Source organism: Niallia alba (genome assembly GCF_012933555.1).
Classification (GTDB): domain Bacteria; phylum Bacillota; class Bacilli; order Bacillales; family Cytobacillaceae; genus Niallia; species Niallia alba.
In genome coordinates this window covers 3,439,033-3,456,977 of record NZ_JABBPK010000001.1, presented here as the reverse complement: position 1 = coordinate 3,456,977, position 17,945 = coordinate 3,439,033, and the positions used below count along the sequence as shown (strand labels likewise).

Genomic DNA, 17,945 nt, shown 5'->3' with positions numbered 1-17,945 from the left:
TGAAAGGAGGGGAAATATAGATGGGACAACTTGCAAGTTTACTACCGTTTATTTTAATGTTTGTATTATTCTATTTCTTGCTAATCCGTCCACAGCAAAAACGTCAAAGAGCTGTGCGTGATATGCAGAGTAGTCTGAAAAAAGGGGACAAGATTGTCACGATTGGCGGTATGCATGCCACAATCGATGCAATTGACGAAGGAACGATTGTATTAAAATCAAAAGACGGCTCACGTCTAACATTTGATCGTAATGCAATTCGTGAAGTAGTAGAGTCTTCTGCTCCAGTAGCTAGTACAACATTAGAAAAAACAGAATAATAAAGATAAAAAGTGCAGTCTTAATAGCCTAAGGTTGCACTTTTTTATTTAGGCTGTTTTCTAAAGGATTGTTGTTTTTCAATAGGAAAAAAGAATTAGTTGGAAAAATGGAGCAGCCGGAATACACGAAGACGCCACGGGGATTAGCGAGACAGCCTGAGACCCCGGAGGCGAAAGCTGAGGAGGCTCAGCGCGAGCCCCACGGAAAGCGAAGTGTATTCCGGCTGCGGGTAATCGCAACAAACTTTACGAAAACAGCCTTTATTTATCTAACTCTTAACAGTTTTAAGATCATGTAACTAACCATCAGTGGGGAATGAGGGAAAAACCCCACTGTAGAAGTTTGCTTTATCATTCAGTTTTTAGCTAATTATTTTTTGCAAGATTTACTCCTAATATTCCACCCATCATACAAATAAGGGTATAACAAACATGATAAATTGTTTGCTCCATCGAAAATAGTTGGTCAGATCCCAAAAAGGAAAACAAAAAAATGATAATGGAGTAGATTATCCCAGTAACCCCGCCTAAAAACCAACCTTTTTCTTTCCCTTTTCCCCCAGAAATAAAACCACCTGCAAATAAAGTGATAAAGGATACGGCTGTAATAATATATTGCAGAGACGATTCTTGAACTGACGTAAATCTTAATAATAGGGAAAAGAACAAACTGCTAGTTATTAACATAATGAAAATGGCAATTAGACCGTATAAAACAGCACTGCCAACATGTTTACTCTCTTCGATTGTAAACCTCTCCTTTCCATTGCATCTAAAATTTTCAAAAGCTCTCTAGTACAAGCATATTCAGCATGAGAGAAAATAGAATGAAAAAATACTTAATATCTCATTTTTATTCTGAAGGCGAAGACAGCAATAGGTTGAGGTCGATTTTGTTCATTCTAAACGTCTGAGATTAGCAAACCAATATCATTTATTTTCCGTATTATTTTTTTCTTATGGAGCAGATTAAAAAGGAACATGTTTGATCGGAGGAGATAATGTGGACCAATATTTGATCATTTTGTTTAGAACGATTTTAATATATGCTCTAATCGTTCTTATTTTTCGTTTGATGGGAAAAAGAGAAATAGGGGAATTGAGTATATTAGACTTAGTCGTATTCATCATGATCGCAGAAATTGCTGTGGTTGCAATAGAGGATTACCATGACCCGTTATTACCAACACTGTTTCCCATGTTTATACTTCTTTCTATTCAAGTACTTCTCGCTTTCTTATCCCTGAAAAGTAAAAAAATGCGTGATTTTATTGAGGGAGAACCGACCCTAATTATCAAAAATGGCGAAATTAACGAAGCAGCGATGAGGAGCCAGCGATATAATTATGATGACTTATTAGTGCAGCTCAGAGAAAAGGATATCCGTAATATAGCAGATGTAGAATTTGCTATATTAGAAACATCAGGAAAATTATCTGTATTTGAAAAAGAGAACAATAAATCATCCATTACAATTCCATTAATTATGGATGGAATTATTCAAGAAAGTAATTTAGATAAAATGGGGAAAACAAATCTTTGGCTAAGGCAGCAATTAAAAGAAAAAGGCTTTCTCCATATTAAAAATATCTCTTTTTGCAGTTATCAAGATGGGGAATTTTATGTTGATTTGATTGATAAATAGCAGCAAATATATCTATTTTGGATAAAAAGGCAACCAGTGGAAGGTATATTCTCACTGGTTGCTGATGGAATAAATCATCAAAAAAATTTAAGAGAAAAAACGGCCAATCCATGGGATTTTTGCTAAGTCCTTTTTGTTCATTAAACGAAGAAGGAAAAGTAATAATACATAAAAGATACAGATGATGCTTGTAATAGTAATCAATTGCAACAGAATGGATGGAAATATAATGGTTTTAACTAAGAATGTACCAAGTACTGCTGTTAACGAAATAGTAAGGAGCATTTTTACATAATCTTTGACAATAATAGAGAAACTTATTGTCTTTAATATTGTGGCGAAATGGAGCAGAGTAACAAGGACAAACCCAACAATCAAAGCAATCGCTACTCCATATATCCCAAACTCTGGCCGACTTGCTAGAATAAAGATTAGCGCTGTTTTAACTGCCGCCCCAATAAAACTATTAATCATTGCGGCTCTTGCGAAATTTAGGGCCTGTAAAGCGGCTTGGAGTGGGCCTTGATAATAATTAAGAATAAAGAATGGAGCCATTATTTGAATGAAAGAGGTTCCTCTTGTACTCCCATACATAATGCTCATTAAAGGCTCTGCTAATACATAAAGCACAACGATGGCAAGACCACCTGTCATAAAGGTAAATTTGAGCGCCTGCTGTAATAAGTGTTCAATCAGCTTATATTGATTATTTGCCTTTGCTTCACTAATGGCAGGAACAAGAGATGTTGATAACGATTGAGTGAAGAAAGAGGGCAACATTAAGAGTGGGAGAGCAAACCCTGTTAACACCCCATATTGTTTTGTCGCATTTATGGCAGAGAGACCTGCTATCGATAAACTGTGTGCGACAACAATTGGTTCAATAAACCATGCAATGCTTCCAATCATACGGCTTCCAGTGGTCGGTAACGCAATCGTCATTAACTCTTGGAAAGTATTTTTTCCATTATGTACATATTGGAAGAACTTTTTCCGCAAATGAAATTTTTTTTTCCATTTGAACGATGCAAGTAAATACAATAAAGAAGCTAGTTCTCCAAGAACCGATGCTAGCATCGCTCCTGCCGCAGCATATTCGACTCCAAGTGGTAAAAATGCTTTTGTAAACGTTGCAATTAAAGCAATCCGAATGACTTGTTCAATCACTTGAGAGATGGCAGCAGGCTTCATATTTTGTCTTCCTTGGAAATACCCTCTTAATACAGATGACACAGCAATAATTGGGATAATCGGCGTAATCGCAAGAAGTGGTAAAAGTGTTCGTTCATCGGTAAAAAGTGTTTGGGAAAGATATGGAGCCAATAGAAATAAAGCAGGCGTAAATAAGATAGTTAAACCTAACGTTACACTTAAAGAAACAATTAAGATGCTTTTTACTTTGCGGAAATTCCCGGCAGCTTCTGCCTCTGCTACATTTTTAGAAATAGCAACAGGTAGTCCAAGTTGAGTGATGGTCACAACCAAGATCATGGTAGGATAAACCATCATATAGAGACCAACTCCATCATCTCCGATAAAACGTGCGATAACGATTCGATTTATAAATCCTAACACTCTCGTAATAAATCCAGCTATAAGTAAAATCATTGTACCTTTTAAAAACTTAGACATTCTATTCCCTGCCTTCTCAAATAGCGAATAATACTATACAATTATCTATATGCAACAGAGTGGACAAAGCATGACAAGGTTTTTAAAAAGTAGACGTGTTGATTGGAGAAGAGTCTATTTTTATTAGAGTCTATTCCAAAAAAAATGTTGCTTTCATAAAAGAGATTGCTCATGATTAAAGTAAGCATAAAATGACTGTAATGGAGTGAATATTAATGTCGTCAACACACATTTATGACCAATATCGTTCACAAGTAAAGCCTGTATTAACGAGCAAGATAGAAGAATTTCAATTACTTGGCTATGACACTATTAAAGAAGATGAACTGTGGGAATATTTAACGAATAAAAAGTGGAAAAAACCATCTGAAGATAGAAGAATTTCAGAATTAGTACAGGATATACTCCATGTAAAGGTTGCAGAGTATATGAACTATGCCACAATCGAGGCATATAAAACAGCAGACTTTTTTTCTGTACTATCAGAAGAAGAGAAAAAAGAATTATTGAAATAGGAAGTTTTCATTATTGGTTCCAATTTATAAAGCTTCCTATTATTTTTGTGCTAAGTTAGAAAGTCTTTTTAATGATTTGGAGAGGGATTAATCAAAGTCGTTAATTTTATGTGACAAGTATGAATAATTTTACTAGTATATTTTTCTATACAAATTGACAGTGAAGATAAACTGTTCCATAATGAGTTTATTCTAATAAGAGAAGAACTTGCTAATAGAAGTTACTTGAAAGAAGTGAGCGGCGAAAATAGAATAGCACCTAATTAAAAGGTTCATATTAAAGATGACATAATTTTGGGACAAACTATTAATGAATAGGGTCAGTAAGCCTATTTGGGGAAGTTTCTGCTTTGTATTTCATGAGGAGGATTAATACATAATGGTTAAACGCAGTAGAATTGTTGCCTTTTTCTTAATCATTGTCTTGGCGGCAGGATTAATGGGAGGTACAACAAATAAAATATTAGGTGACATTAAGCTAGGGTTAGACCTGCAAGGTGGGTTTGAAGTTCTTTATAAAGTAGAACCACTGGAAAAGGGAAAAGGAACAATTGATGAATCGGCATTAAAAAGTACTGCTCAAGCGTTAGATAAAAGAATTAACGTTTTAGGAGTAAGCGAACCGGTTATTCAAATTGAAGGAAAAGACAGAATAAGAGTTCAGCTTGCTGGTATTACCGACCAAAATGAAGCAAGAGAAATGCTTTCAACAGAAGCGAACTTAACATTTAGAGATATTCAAGACAAGAAATTACTTGATGGCTCTGATTTAGTTCAAGGTGGAGCTAGCCAAGAATTTGATCAGTATGGGAAACCTAGTGTTTCTTTAAAATTAAAAGATGCAAATAAGTTTAAAGAAGTAACGCAATCTGTTTTAGGAAGTCCATTGGTAATTTGGCTAGATTTTGAAGAAGGAGATTCCTACAGTGCAGAAGCTACGAAGGAAGAACCAAAATTCTTATCAGCTCCAATGGTAAGTGAAGTAATTAACTCCGATACTGTTTCTATAACTGGTAATTTTACAGTTGATGAGGCGACAAGGTTAGCAGAATTATTAAATGCTGGTGCATTACCGGTTAAATTGACTGAAGAATATTCAACTAGTGTTGGTGCCCAGTTCGGGGATCAAGCATTAAAGGATACTGTATATGCTGGTATAATTGGTGTGGGACTAGTATTTTTATTTATGCTCCTCTATTACCGCTTGCCTGGATTAGTAGCTGTCATTACATTGTCTATTTATGTTTATTTAAATCTGCTCGTTCTTGATTTAATGAATGGTGTATTAACCCTTCCAGGAATTGCAGCACTTATTCTTGGTGTTGGGATGGCTGTGGATGCTAATATCATTACTTATGAAAGAATAAAGGATGAATTGAGAGTAGGAAAGTCGCTACGCGCTGCATTTCAGGCGGGTAATAAAAATTCTATCGGAACCATTCTTGATGCAAACTTAACTACAATCATAGCTTCCATTGTATTGTTTGTTTATGGTACAAGTTCCGTAAAAGGATTTGCCACCCTCTTAATTGTCAGTATATTAGTTAGTTTTATAACTGCCGTTTATGGTTCTAGATTATTACTTGGTTTACTAGTTAAAAGTAAATTGTTTGATAAAAAAATTACGTGGTTTGGAGTCAATCGAAAAGATGTAAAACATATTAGCGAGAATTATGATACGTTGACATTGCCAACTAAATTTGACCGGCTTGATTTTGTGAAATATAAAAATGTGTTTTTTGCAATTTCTGGTATTTTAATTGCTGCAGGGATTGTAATTATGTTTATATTCAAGCTTAACCTTGGAATTGATTTTGCAAGTGGATCACGCATAGAAGTCATGGCAGATAAGGCATTAACAACTGCTGAAATTGAAGACCAATTGGACAAGCTGGATGTAAAAGCGGATGATATTATTATTTCAGGTGAAAAGCAAGAGATTGCCGCTATTCGTATTAAAGGGGATTTGAGTCAAGAGAAAATTAATACGATAAAATCAGAGTTTAAAAATACGTATGGGCATGATCCGAGCGTAAGCAGTGTATCACCAACTGTTGGTAAAGAATTAGCTAAAAATGCATTTTATGCGATAATATTCGCTTCTATTGGGATTATTATTTATGTAGCGATTCGTTTTGAATTATATATGGGACTTGCTGCAGTGTTAGCGCTACTTCATGATGCGTTCTTTATTATAGTAATTTTCAGTCTCACACGATTAGAAGTAGATATTACCTTTATTGCAGCGGTGTTAACGATAGTAGGTTATTCGATTAATGATACGATTGTTACTTTTGATCGTATTAGAGAAAATCTAGCGAAGAAAAAGCGTATAAAAACACCACAAGAGATTAAAGATATTATCAATACAAGTATTAGACAGACTCTTGCACGCTCAATAAATACTGTAGTAACAGTTGTAATTTGTGTTGTTGCTCTATTAATATTTGGTAGCAGTGCAATTACAAACTTCTCATTAGCGTTACTTATCGGTTTAATTGGTGGAGCGTATTCCTCTATCTTCATTGCATCCCAGCTTTGGTATGTATGGAAGAAGAAAGAATTAAAGAGAAAAGGTGTCTTAGTTACTTATAAAGAGAAACGTCCTATTTCTGACGAACCACAAGTATAATATAAATAGTTAGTTTTAGCCTGTCTCCTTTTAGTAGAGGAGGCAGTTTTTTTGGGCTGTTTTCAAAAGGATTGTTGTTTTTTCAATAGAAAAAAAGAATTAATTGGAAAAACGGAGCAGCCGGAATACACGAGGACGCCACGGGGATTAGCGAAACAGCCTGAGACCCCGGAGGCGAATCTGAGGAGGCTTAAGCTTAGCTCCACGGAAAATGAAGTGATATTCCGGCTGCGGGTAATCGCAACAAACTTTACGAAAACAGCCTTTTTTTTTTGAAAAGAAGAAAGTATAAGTATTTGAAATTAATAGGGAGCCTCTAGCACAAGCAGCCTACTGCCTAGTAAATATCAGGTTACCTCTTTTACGTAAGGAAACACGAAAAAGCTACGTTCTTTGTGTTTGCTTTTCTTGTTTATATTAGTGAGAATGTGGAAATTAGGGAATAATGAATACGTATAGAAAAAGGGGGGGAAAGAAATGAAGTTTCAATGGAGTATGCTTTTAGGAATTATTTTCGCCTTAATTGTAGCGGTATTTGCAGTTATTAACGTAGATCCAGTGTCTGTTAATTATCTATTTGGTGAAGGACAATGGCCACTTATTTTAGTAATACTAATTTCTGTTCTACTAGGTGGGTTGATTATTGGCTCTGCAGGAATTATTCGCATCTATTCATTGCAGCGCAAGATTAAAACATTGGAGAAAGAAAAAAGAGAATTAGAACAAAAAAATGGTAGCAAAAAAGAAAATCCAAAGATTCTTACAGATTCAAAATAAAAAAGATGCCTGTTTGGAGATAGTTTGTTGTGATTCATTCCTTCGAATAATTTCTGTGCAGGCATTTTTTTAAGGTGTAAAATGATTAGTAATACATCTTTATTTAGTCCACTCTTACTGTCCGTGAAGGTCCGAATGGTTCAATTAACCATCAGTGGTGGAGGAAGGAAAACCCCCACTGATGGAAAATTTCCCTTTATGAGAATTCTATATGCTTTTAAAGTATTTACAAAAAGGGAAACCTCTATCTTTTCCATTCTTCTTGCATTGAAACGACTTCTTTTAACTTGTATAATAGTTAAATTGAGGTGATTGAATGTTACGTTCTAAAAAAAGATGGATAAAAGAAGAAGCTCCCAATAAAGAAAAAGCTTCCGAATTAGCGGAAGAATTAAAAATAGCACCACTAGTTGCCTCACTTTTAATAAAAAGAGGTTATTATACTACAGAAGAAGCAAAGGCTTTTTTATTTGATGATAATAATGAATTTCATGATCCGTTTTTACTTTTAGGAATGAATATAGCGGTTGAACGAATAAAGAAAGCAATTTCTAATAATGAATCAATCTTAATTTTTGGAGATTATGACGCCGACGGAGTAACCAGTACGACTGTAATGATGAAAACATTAGAAGATCTCGGTGCGAATGTGCAATTTTATATTCCAAACCGATTCACCGAAGGGTATGGCCCCAATGAAGGTGCTTTTCGTTATGCCAAAAGCATAGGGGTTCAATTAATTATTACTGTTGATACAGGTATTGCTGCAGTACATGAAGCACAAGTGGCAAAGGAATTAGACATAGATTTAATCATTACCGATCATCATGAACCTGGTCCAGTGTTACCAGAGGCACTAGCGATTATTCACCCAAAAATAGAAGGTAGTAAATATCCGTTTCGCGATCTAGCAGGGGTTGGTGTTGCTTTTAAGCTATCCCATGCTTTATATGGTAGTGTTCCTCTTCATTTATTGCCATTTGCAGCAATAGGAACGATTGCTGACCTTGTCTCCTTGACTGGGGAAAATCGTCTTCTTGCGAAAAAAGGAATCAAAGCATTACAAGAAACAAATAATATCGGTTTAAATGCATTATACCGCCAAATGAATGTAGAAAAAAATGCGATTAACGAAGAAACAATTGGATTTATGCTTGCCCCCCGAATTAATGCAATAGGAAGATTAGGAAGTGCTGATCCTGCGGTAGAGCTATTATCAACTGACGATCCAGAGCTTGCGAAAGAGCTTGCATTAGAAATGGAAGAAACCAATAAGGAAAGACAAGCCATTGTAAATCAAATCACAGAGGAAGCGATAGAACAAGTCGAACAAAACTACCCCTTGGCTGAAAATCGCGTTCTAATAGTTGGGAAAGAAGGGTGGAATCCAGGAGTAGTAGGAATTGTTGCTTCAAGATTGGTAGAGAAGTTCTACCGTCCAACGATTATATTAAGCTTTGATTATGAAAAGGGTGTAGCAAAAGGGTCTGCTCGTAGTATTGAAGGATTTGATTTATATCAAAATTTATCGACTTGTAGAGATATTCTGCCCCATTTTGGTGGCCATCCAATGGCAGCAGGAATGTCCTTGAAAATAGACGATGCAGATGTGCTAAGAAATAACTTAAACAAATTAGCCTTTGATCAATTAACGGAGGAAGATCTCGTGCCATTAACAAAGGTGGATGGCAGTTTTTCGATAAGTGACATTTCCATTCAGTCAATAGAGGATATGCAAATGTTGGCTCCGTTTGGTGTTGATAATCCGAAACCGAAGCTGACATTCTGTGATTTAGAAGTAGAGAACATGAGGAAAATAGGTTCAAATCAAAACCATTTAAAAATTTTATTAAAGCAAAATGAATTTGATTTGGATGGTATAGGGTTTGGAATTGGTGACTTATGTGATCATATTGCTCCAAATGCAAAAGTATCTGTATTGGGAGAACTTTCGATAAACGAATGGAATAATCGCAAAAAAACACAAATCTTTATTCAAGATATCGAGGTTTCTCATTGGCAGCTATTTGACTATCGAAGTTTGAGGAAAATGAATCATTTATATGATGTAGTACCTGAAAATGCTCATTGGATTTTCTTCCATCAAGACTCTGTTCCAAAGGATATGAATCAACAAGTCTCCTATCAGGTAATGGAAACGATAGAACAAGCAGCTTTTTTTGAGTCAGTCGATAATGCTATAGTATTAGCAGATTATCCGCCAAATATAGATATGTTAAAAACGTTGTTAGCGAACAATCAACCTGAAAGAATCTATGCTGTTTTTTATAAACAACAAAGTGACTTTTTTAGTACGATGCCAACTCGAGACCATTTTAAATGGTTCTATGCCTTTTTAGCGAAACAGGGGACGTTTCACCTCGGAAAATTCGGTGGAGAGCTAGCTAGAAGAAAAGGTTGGAGTAAAGAAACGGTAGATTTTATGTCAAAGGTGTTTTTTGAATTGAATTTTGTTACAATGAAGGATGGATTTATTTCATTGAATAAGAATGTACCGAAAAGAGATTTATCAGAGTCTATCTCTTTTCAACAAAAGCAGGCGCAATTTGAGCTAGAAAATGAATTGATTTATTCATCTTATGAGCAACTTAAAAATTGGTTTGATCTTATTCTAAAGAAATCCGTTAATAATGAGGAGGCAGTAAAAGAATGGATTTAAAACAATATGTTACCATCGTTGAAGATTGGCCAAAAGAAGGGATCAGATTCAAGGATATTACAACATTAATGGATAATGGAGAAGCATATAGATATGCAACAGATCAAATAGTAGCGTATGCAAAAGAAAAGGAAATTGATCTTGTTGTAGGACCAGAAGCAAGAGGCTTTATCATTGGCTGTCCTGTTGCTTATTCTCTAGGAGTAGGTTTTGCTCCAGTTCGTAAAGAAGGGAAATTACCTAGAGAAACAATTAAAGTAGAATATGGATTAGAGTATGGAAAAGACGTATTAACAATCCATAAGGATGCAATTAAACCAGGTCAACGTGTGTTAATTACAGATGATTTATTAGCGACTGGCGGCACAATTGAGGCAACAATTAAATTAGTAGAAGAGCTTGGTGGAGTTGTTGCAGGTATCGCATTCTTAATTGAATTATCTTATCTTGAAGGACGTAAAAATTTAGATGGATATGATATATTAACATTAATGGAATATTAATATATATATTTTTTCAGCTTGAAAAATTTTAAACAAAGAGCGCTTATAATGAGCGCTCTTTCAGTATGTAGACAAAAAGATTTTTAAAAAGTTAAATGGAATTTTTATGCGTTGCTTGGAGTGGAAGGGGTGAGACCCTGCAGGCCAAAGGCAGACCGCGGCTCAGCGCGAGCCCCACGGAAAGCGAACCCCTGGAGCGGAAAGTAACATCCCTCTTCAAAGGGACTAATAAATATGCTATATACAAACTTCTATTTTAAATAATTAGGGGTTTGTCTACAGTCTGAAAGAGCGTTTATAAAGAGCGCTCTTTTTTATTTTAAATGGGAAATAAGGAAATAAATTCATGGAATTTTTATAAAAATCGCCTTTATTCGACATTTTTCTATGATTCTCCATAAAATTTCCTTCCAATCCCTTTACATTCTTCGTTTTTTTTTCGATAATAGTAATAATCATTCTAAAATAAATTTTATTCTTTTTTGTAATTTCGCATAAAAGTAGTAGGATAGAAAGAATGTCTAAAATATGATACATTTAAATAATATAATCGTGATATGAAAGGTGATTACATGGCGAATGATCAAGTATTAACCGCCGAACAAGTCATCGATAAGACTAGAGGATATTTAAACGGAGAGCACGTAGCTTTTATTGAAAAAGCCTATGACTATGCAAGAGAGGCTCATCGTGAACAATATAGGAAATCTGGGGAACCATATATTATTCATCCAATCCAAGTAGCAGGTATTTTGGCTGATTTAGAAATGGATCCAGCAACTGTAGCAGCAGGTTTTCTCCATGACGTTGTTGAAGATACGGAAATTACTTTAGAAGATATAAGTAAAGCATTTAACAGTGAAGTGGCCATGCTCGTTGACGGTGTAACGAAGCTCGGGAAAATTAAATATAAATCGCATGAAGAACAGCAAGCAGAGAATCATCGCAAAATGTTTGTTGCAATGGCACAAGATATTCGTGTTATTTTAATTAAACTTGCAGATAGGCTCCATAACATGAGAACATTGAAGCATTTACCTGCAGAAAAACAGCGTCGTATTTCTAATGAAACATTAGAAATTTTTGCCCCACTAGCTCATCGTCTTGGAATCTCCACAATTAAATGGGAACTAGAGGATACAGCATTACGCTATATGAATCCACAGCAATATTATCGTATTGTTAACTTAATGAAGAAGAAAAGAGCAGAAAGAGAACAATACTTAGATGAGGTAGTTACTGAAATTCGTGAAGGAACAGCAGAAGTAAATATACAGGCAGATATTTCAGGAAGACCGAAGCATATCTATAGCATTTACCGTAAAATGGTTTTACAGAACAAACAATTTAATGAGATATACGATTTGCTAGCAGTAAGAATTGTCGTAAATAGTATTAAAGATTGCTATGCGATATTAGGAATTATTCATACTAGATGGAAGCCAATGCCAGGGCGCTTTAAAGATTATATTGCCATGCCAAAGGCTAATATGTATCAATCTTTACACACAACTGTAATTGGACCGAAGGGTGATCCTTTAGAAGTGCAAATTCGTACCCAAGACATGCATCGGATTGCTGAATATGGGATTGCAGCACATTGGGCATACAAAGAGGGGAAATCAGTAAATGAAGGATCCTCACTAGAAGAAAAATTAACTTGGTTTAGAGAAATACTTGAATTCCAAGATGATATCGTCAATGCGGAAGAGTTTATGGAAAGTCTGAAAATTGATTTATTTTCCGATATGGTTTTTGTTTTTACACCAAAAGGAGATGTGTTTGAGTTACCTTCAGGCTCTGTACCAATTGACTTTGCTTACCGCGTTCATTCAGAGATAGGGAATAAAACCATTGGAGCTAAAGTAAATGGCAAGATGGTAACCCTTGATTATAAATTAAAAACAGGCGATATTATTGAAATTCATACGAGTAAACATTCTTACGGACCAAGTCAAGATTGGTTAAAGATAGCACAAACCTCTCAAGCAAAAAATAAAATTAGACAATTTTTCAAAAAGCAGCGCCGAGAAGAGAATATCGAAAAAGGCCAGGAATTAGTTGAAAAAGAAATTCGCAATATGGAATTTGATATCAAAGAAATTCTTACTCCGGATAATGTGAAGGCTGTGATTGAGAAATTTAATTTTATGACAGAAGAGGATATGTATGCAGCTGTTGGTTATAATGGAATAACTGCACTTCAAGTAGCAAATCGATTAACAGAAAAATGGCGTAAGAAAAGAGATGCAGAACAAGTATCTACCATAACAAATGCTGTTGCTGAATTAAAATCCTTTCCTAATAATAAAAAAAGTGCTTCAGGTGTTCGAGTAACTGGAATTGATAATTTACTCATCCGTTTATCCCGCTGTTGTAATCCAGTTCCAGGTGATGAAATAGTCGGATTTATCACAAAAGGAAGAGGAGTTTCTGTCCATCGTGCAGATTGTACTAATATTGATACAGACGATGCAAAAGCTCGACTAATTCCTGTTGAATGGGAAACGAATTTAAATAATCGTAAAGAATATAATGTTGAAATTGAAATAAGTGGCTATGACAGAAGAGGTTTATTAAATGAGGTTCTACAAGCAGTAAATGAATCGAAAACTAATATCTCAGCAGTATCTGGTAAGTCTGATCGGAATAAAGTCGCGACAATTAACATGAGTATTATGATTTTAAATGTAAATCACCTTCATAAAGTTGTAGATCGAATTAAGCAAATTCCAGATGTCTATTCTGTGCGAAGAATAATGAACTAAGGAGTATTAATGTGCGTGTCGTATTACAAAGATCAAAAGAAGCAAAAGTAGAAGTGGACGGAAAAGCAGTGGGGTCGATTGAGAAAGGTTTTGTTCTCCTAGTAGGCATTACCCATAGTGACGAGCTAGAGGATGTCAAATACCTTGCAGAAAAAATTGCTCACCTTCGCGTGTTTGAAGATGAGAATGGGAAGATGAATCAAAGCATTTTGGATAGTGGAGGAGCAATTCTTTCGATTTCTCAGTTTACCCTTTACGGAGATACCCGTAAAGGAAGAAGACCAAACTTTATGAATGCAGCAAAACCAGATCAGGCAAAAGAACTATATGATCAATTTAATATTCTTTTACGTGATCAAGGCTTAACGGTTGAAACGGGCATCTTTGGTGCCATGATGGATGTCCATTTAATTAACGATGGACCAGTAACTCTTATTCTAGATAGCAAATAAAATAAGCTTAAAGATAAAAAATCATAAAAAAGTTCTTTCAACAGATAATATTCTGTGAAAGAACTTTTTTGTTTAGAACTGATTAGAAATATGGAGCAGCCTAAATACATGTAGACTTATGGCGGGGATTAGCGATGCCTAAGGAGGCGAAAAACGTAGCCCCGTCGGAAGCAATGTTTATTCAGGCTGCGGGATATGCAACTCACAAATCATTATATTTGCATAATTTTAACTAACTAGTAATTTGGAGAACTTTAATAGCTAAAATAATTCTCTAAACCATGATAAATAGCTGTAGTAATGGTCTCTTGATATTTACTTGAAAGCAGTGTTTGTTCTTCAGCAGGATTACTTAGATAGCCTAATTCTAAAAGAGATGCAGCTTGTCTATTTTCCTTGAGTACAACAAACGTATTTTGTCTAACACCTCTGTCTTTTCGATCGGTTGCTTCAATGATACTTTTATGTAAGCTAGTAGCTAGTTTTTTTTGATTTGCTGTATAGTAATAGCTTGTGACGCCATTTACAGAGCTATCATTTATACTATCATAATGAAGACTGATAAAAGCATCTGCATGATAGAAATGGCTGATATCCACTCGATTTTGCAGTGGAATGAATATATCGTTAGATCTAGTAAGAATTACTTTTGCACCTGCAGTTTTTAGTTTGCTAGCAAGTAATTGGGCAGTACGAAGATTTAAATCCTTTTCTAGTGTACCAATTACTCCGATTGTACCGCTATCCTTTCCACCATGACCTGGATCTATTACGATCGTTTTTCCTTTTAAATCAGCTGAATTTGTAGCACTTGCAATTTGCTGATCTAAAGGGTCTGTTTCTTCTACAATCCATTCGGCAATATATCCAAATTCTCCATCTGAAAGTTTAATTTTATACCAATCATCGATTATTTCTACTGCTTGAAATGTTTCTCCATTATTGGCAACAAGTAAGACCTTTGAATTGACTGTTGCATCACTTCTGATGTTTGTTCTGTCGTATACAAGTTTGATTGTCTTATCTGTTTTTTTTCCTTTTCTGCTTTCGAGATCACTATTCTTTAGTAAATCTTTGTGAACCCAGCCGATATTACCAGAATATTGGATTTTTGCCCAATTAGATTCTTCTTCTATTATAGTAATTACAGTGCCTATGCTAATTTTACCAATGATTTCAGCACTTGTAGATGGATTACTCCGAAGATTGATCTGATCTTCTGTAACAGTCGCAATTTGCTGTTTAGGTTTTTCCGGTTCTCCAGTATCTGCTTGAGTTTGAGGATCCTTAAGCAGGAGATAATCATTATGGACCCATCCAGACCCTAAGTCCGTTTTTATTTGATACCATTCTCCATTAGTTGAAAGTATGGTAACTTCGATTCCTTTTCCTAAAGATGTAATAACTTGGTAATTGGTACCAGGACCTTTTCTTAAGCGAAGACCATTTTCTATAATCGTGGCTTTGTTTGAAAGGGAAGTTATTTTTTCTTCTTCTATCGGTTTTTCTTCTACGTTTTCTCCATTTTTGGTTACTAAATAGCCGGCTACCCAACCAGTTAAAGAGGAAGTAATTTGAATTTCCAGCCAACCCTCTTCTTCTTTTATTAAGGGATACGCTTTTCCTATCTCCATTTTCCCAATAACGTTTTGATCAAGCCCTGGATTATCTCTAACATTTACTACTGTATTAGCTTGAACAGTTGATTGATTTTCTGCTGATACATATTGATTGTATGTAGGAATGAAGAAGATGCTTACTAAAAGTAATAGCATCCATCTTATATTCTTCAAACAAGCTACACTCCTTCCGTATATTGTCTAAAGATGACTAGTGTATTTTTGGGCCTATAAAAGAGAATTCTTCATTAGGAAGGTAGATTCCTTTATGATATTCTCTTTTTTTCTAATCAAATTTAGACAAGAAACTATTTTTTGGATGATATTTTTTAGCCACTCATGGTAATACTATAAAAAAATAACAGAAAAAAGGGTGAATTGCATGAGATTTGGTGAAAAAAGTTTATCAGCTGGTGAAATTGATTCCAAATTACTAGGCGTAGATTTTCACGATTTTATTCAAAGAGAAGGAAATTCCAATGCTGTGGAACTTGCTTCTGAATTTGGTTTATCATTAGGAGAAGTAAAAAAACTAAAAAAACAATTAGGGAAATCATAAAAGAACAGGGAAATCATTTTTGGCCCACTCTCAACGGAAAGTAAGACTCTGGACGTAAGCTTAAGAGAATTCGAAGAAAATAGGTTGGAGATTAACTGTCTAAAAGGTCCGAATAGTTCAACTAACTATCATTGTTGAATGAAGAAAAATCCCCTTGATGGAAGTTTCACTTTATATCCTATTGACAATATAATCGTTCCTATTTATTATTAATTAGATAATAATAAATAATCAAGTAAAGCTATTGATCGAGAAAAGTATCTAAGAGACACATGAACAGAGAGGAAATGTCCATAAGGCTGCAAGCATTTCTACATGATGACTTAGAGAAAGAACACTCTGGGAGGCTTTCTTCTGAAAATATTGCTTCATTAGTAGGTAGAAACGTGAGCAGGCGTTAACTGCAAAGTGGAAGATTTATGATAATCTTCAATTAGGGTGGTACCACGGGAAGAATCTCGTCCCTTGTATTCAGATGGATGCAAGGGACGAGATTTTTTTTGTACAAACTATTACGGAAAAAGCACGAATAGCCGGTGCTTTCTAATATTAGGGAGGATACATAAAAATGCAAATTAATATTCCAAGAGGAACCCAAGATATATTGCCTGGAACAGTAGAAAAGTGGCAATATGTTGAACAGAAAATGAAGGAACTTTGTGAACGATATCAATATAGTGAAATCCGCACACCTATATTTGAACATACAGAGTTATTTCTACGAAGTGTCGGAGATACGACGGATATCGTGACAAAGGAAATGTATACTTTTGAAGATCGAGGAAAAAGAAGCCTAACATTAAGACCAGAAGGAACAGCAGCGGTTGTTCGTTCATTCGTAGAGAACAAAATGCATGGTTATGCTGCTCAGCCAATTAAGCTCTTTTATTTAGGACAAATGTTCCGTTATGAAAGACCACAGGCTGGTCGTTTTCGTCAATTTGTTCAATTTGGTGTGGAAGCAATAGGGAGTAAAGATCCAGCTATTGATGCAGAAGTAATCGCACTTGCTTATTCTGTTTATCAAACAATGGGACTATCTAAGTTGAAAGTGGTTGTAAATAGCTTAGGAGATAAAGAAAGCAGACAAGCTCATCGTGAAGCATTAATTGCACATTTTAAACCAAGCATCGGTGAATTTTGTCATGACTGTCAAACAAGATTAGAGAAAAACCCAATGAGAATCTTAGATTGCAAAAAAGATCATGACCACCCATTAATGAAATCTGCTCCATCGATCTTAGATTATTTAAATGAAGAATCAAAAACATACTTTGAAAAAGTGCAGAAATATTTAACAGCGTTAAACATTCCTTTTGTTGTAGACTCCAACCTAGTTAGAGGATTGGATTATTACAATCACACAGCTTTTGAAATAATGAGTGAGGCAGAAGGATTTGGGGCAATTACTACCTTATGTGGTGGAGGCAGATACAATGGCTTAACAGAAGAATTAGGTGGACCAGAAGCACCGGGAATCGGTTTTGCCATGAGTCTAGAAAGATTACTTGCTGCACTTGAAGCGGAAAAAATCGAATTACCTATTGAAAAAAAAGTGGATTGTTATTTAGTTTCATTAGGGGAAGAAGCGAAGGATTACACGGTAGGCTTATTATATGAGCTTAGACAAGCTGGTTTCTCTGCTGAAAGAGATTATCTTGATCGCAAAGTAAAAGCACAATTTAAAGCTGCTGACCGTCTTGGTGCTAAATATGTAGTTGTTATAGGAGAAGATGAGCTTCAAAATAACAAAATTAATGTAAAGCATTTAGAAACCGGGCAACAAAAAGAGATTGAATTAACGAATCTTGTAAGTGTACTGAAAGATTTTGGAGCTTTTTAA

General features: G+C 35.1%; 14 protein-coding genes and 1 other annotated feature. Of the genes, 11 read left to right on the top strand and 3 right to left on the bottom strand.

Features of this window, described 5'->3' with window-relative positions:
- The first annotated feature begins 20 nt into the window (after positions 1-20).
- A complete protein-coding gene (gene yajC, locus HHU08_RS16635) occupies positions 21-320 on the top strand; it encodes a preprotein translocase subunit YajC (protein ID WP_016201678.1) in 300 nt (99 codons plus the stop codon).
- A 366-nt stretch (positions 321-686) separates the two neighbouring features.
- Here the strand turns inward: yajC and HHU08_RS16630 are convergent, their stop codons facing one another.
- Complete coding sequence (locus HHU08_RS16630; protein WP_040342744.1) at positions 687-1,067, bottom strand: TIGR04086 family membrane protein; 381 nt, start codon at positions 1,065-1,067, stop codon at positions 687-689.
- Between the two features lie 256 nt (positions 1,068-1,323).
- On the opposite strand from HHU08_RS16630, the gene HHU08_RS16625 reads away from it, so the two are divergent.
- A complete protein-coding gene (locus tag HHU08_RS16625) occupies positions 1,324-1,965 on the top strand; it encodes a DUF421 domain-containing protein (RefSeq protein WP_016201676.1) in 642 nt (213 codons plus the stop codon).
- Positions 1,966-2,052: 87 nt separating this feature from the next.
- On the opposite strand, the gene spoVB is transcribed toward HHU08_RS16625, so the two are convergent.
- Entirely contained in the window at positions 2,053-3,597 is a 1,545-nt protein-coding gene (spoVB, locus tag HHU08_RS16620) for a stage V sporulation protein B (RefSeq protein ID WP_016201675.1), read from the bottom strand.
- 215 nt (positions 3,598-3,812) lie between these two features.
- Here spoVB and HHU08_RS16615 point away from each other — a divergent pair, with 215 nt between their 5' ends.
- The 7 genes from HHU08_RS16615 to dtd all read left to right on the top strand — a co-directional run bounded on the left by HHU08_RS16615 (position 3,813) and on the right by dtd (position 13,924).
- Complete coding sequence (locus HHU08_RS16615) at positions 3,813-4,112, top strand: post-transcriptional regulator (RefSeq protein ID WP_016201674.1); 300 nt, start codon at positions 3,813-3,815, stop codon at positions 4,110-4,112.
- Positions 4,113-4,491: 379 nt separating this feature from the next.
- Positions 4,492-6,744: a protein translocase subunit SecDF gene (gene secDF, locus HHU08_RS16610; protein WP_101730752.1), complete on the top strand. Its 2,253-nt coding sequence runs from the start codon at positions 4,492-4,494 to the stop codon at positions 6,742-6,744.
- A 477-nt stretch (positions 6,745-7,221) separates the two neighbouring features.
- Positions 7,222-7,521 carry a LapA family protein gene (locus HHU08_RS16605; protein WP_016201672.1) on the top strand — a complete coding sequence of 100 codons (300 nt, stop codon included), beginning with the start codon at positions 7,222-7,224 and terminating at the stop codon, positions 7,519-7,521.
- Positions 7,522-7,837: 316 nt separating this feature from the next.
- Complete coding sequence (gene recJ / locus HHU08_RS16600) at positions 7,838-10,201, top strand: single-stranded-DNA-specific exonuclease RecJ (protein WP_169188889.1); 2,364 nt, start codon at positions 7,838-7,840, stop codon at positions 10,199-10,201.
- A complete protein-coding gene (locus HHU08_RS16595) occupies positions 10,192-10,704 on the top strand; it encodes an adenine phosphoribosyltransferase (protein ID WP_016201669.1) in 513 nt (170 codons plus the stop codon). Before recJ ends, HHU08_RS16595 begins: the two co-directional genes overlap by 10 nt.
- Before the next feature lie 572 nt (positions 10,705-11,276).
- Positions 11,277-13,472, top strand: coding sequence for a RelA/SpoT family protein (locus HHU08_RS16590; protein WP_016201668.1), 2,196 nt, complete (start codon positions 11,277-11,279; stop codon positions 13,470-13,472).
- A gap of 11 nt (positions 13,473-13,483) precedes the next feature.
- Positions 13,484-13,924, top strand: coding sequence for a D-aminoacyl-tRNA deacylase (gene dtd, locus HHU08_RS16585; protein WP_101730754.1), 441 nt, complete (start codon positions 13,484-13,486; stop codon positions 13,922-13,924).
- Between the two features lie 254 nt (positions 13,925-14,178).
- On the opposite strand, the gene HHU08_RS16580 is transcribed toward dtd, so the two are convergent.
- Complete coding sequence (locus HHU08_RS16580) at positions 14,179-15,717, bottom strand: N-acetylmuramoyl-L-alanine amidase (RefSeq protein WP_169188888.1); 1,539 nt, start codon at positions 15,715-15,717, stop codon at positions 14,179-14,181.
- Between the two features lie 208 nt (positions 15,718-15,925).
- Here HHU08_RS16580 and HHU08_RS16575 point away from each other — a divergent pair, with 208 nt between their 5' ends.
- Entirely contained in the window at positions 15,926-16,102 is a 177-nt protein-coding gene (locus HHU08_RS16575) for a hypothetical protein (RefSeq protein WP_016201664.1), read from the top strand.
- Positions 16,103-16,337: 235 nt separating this feature from the next.
- Positions 16,338-16,571 (top strand) — a binding site (T-box leader).
- Between the two features lie 99 nt (positions 16,572-16,670).
- Complete coding sequence (gene hisS / locus HHU08_RS16570) at positions 16,671-17,945, top strand: histidine--tRNA ligase (RefSeq protein WP_016201663.1); 1,275 nt, start codon at positions 16,671-16,673, stop codon at positions 17,943-17,945.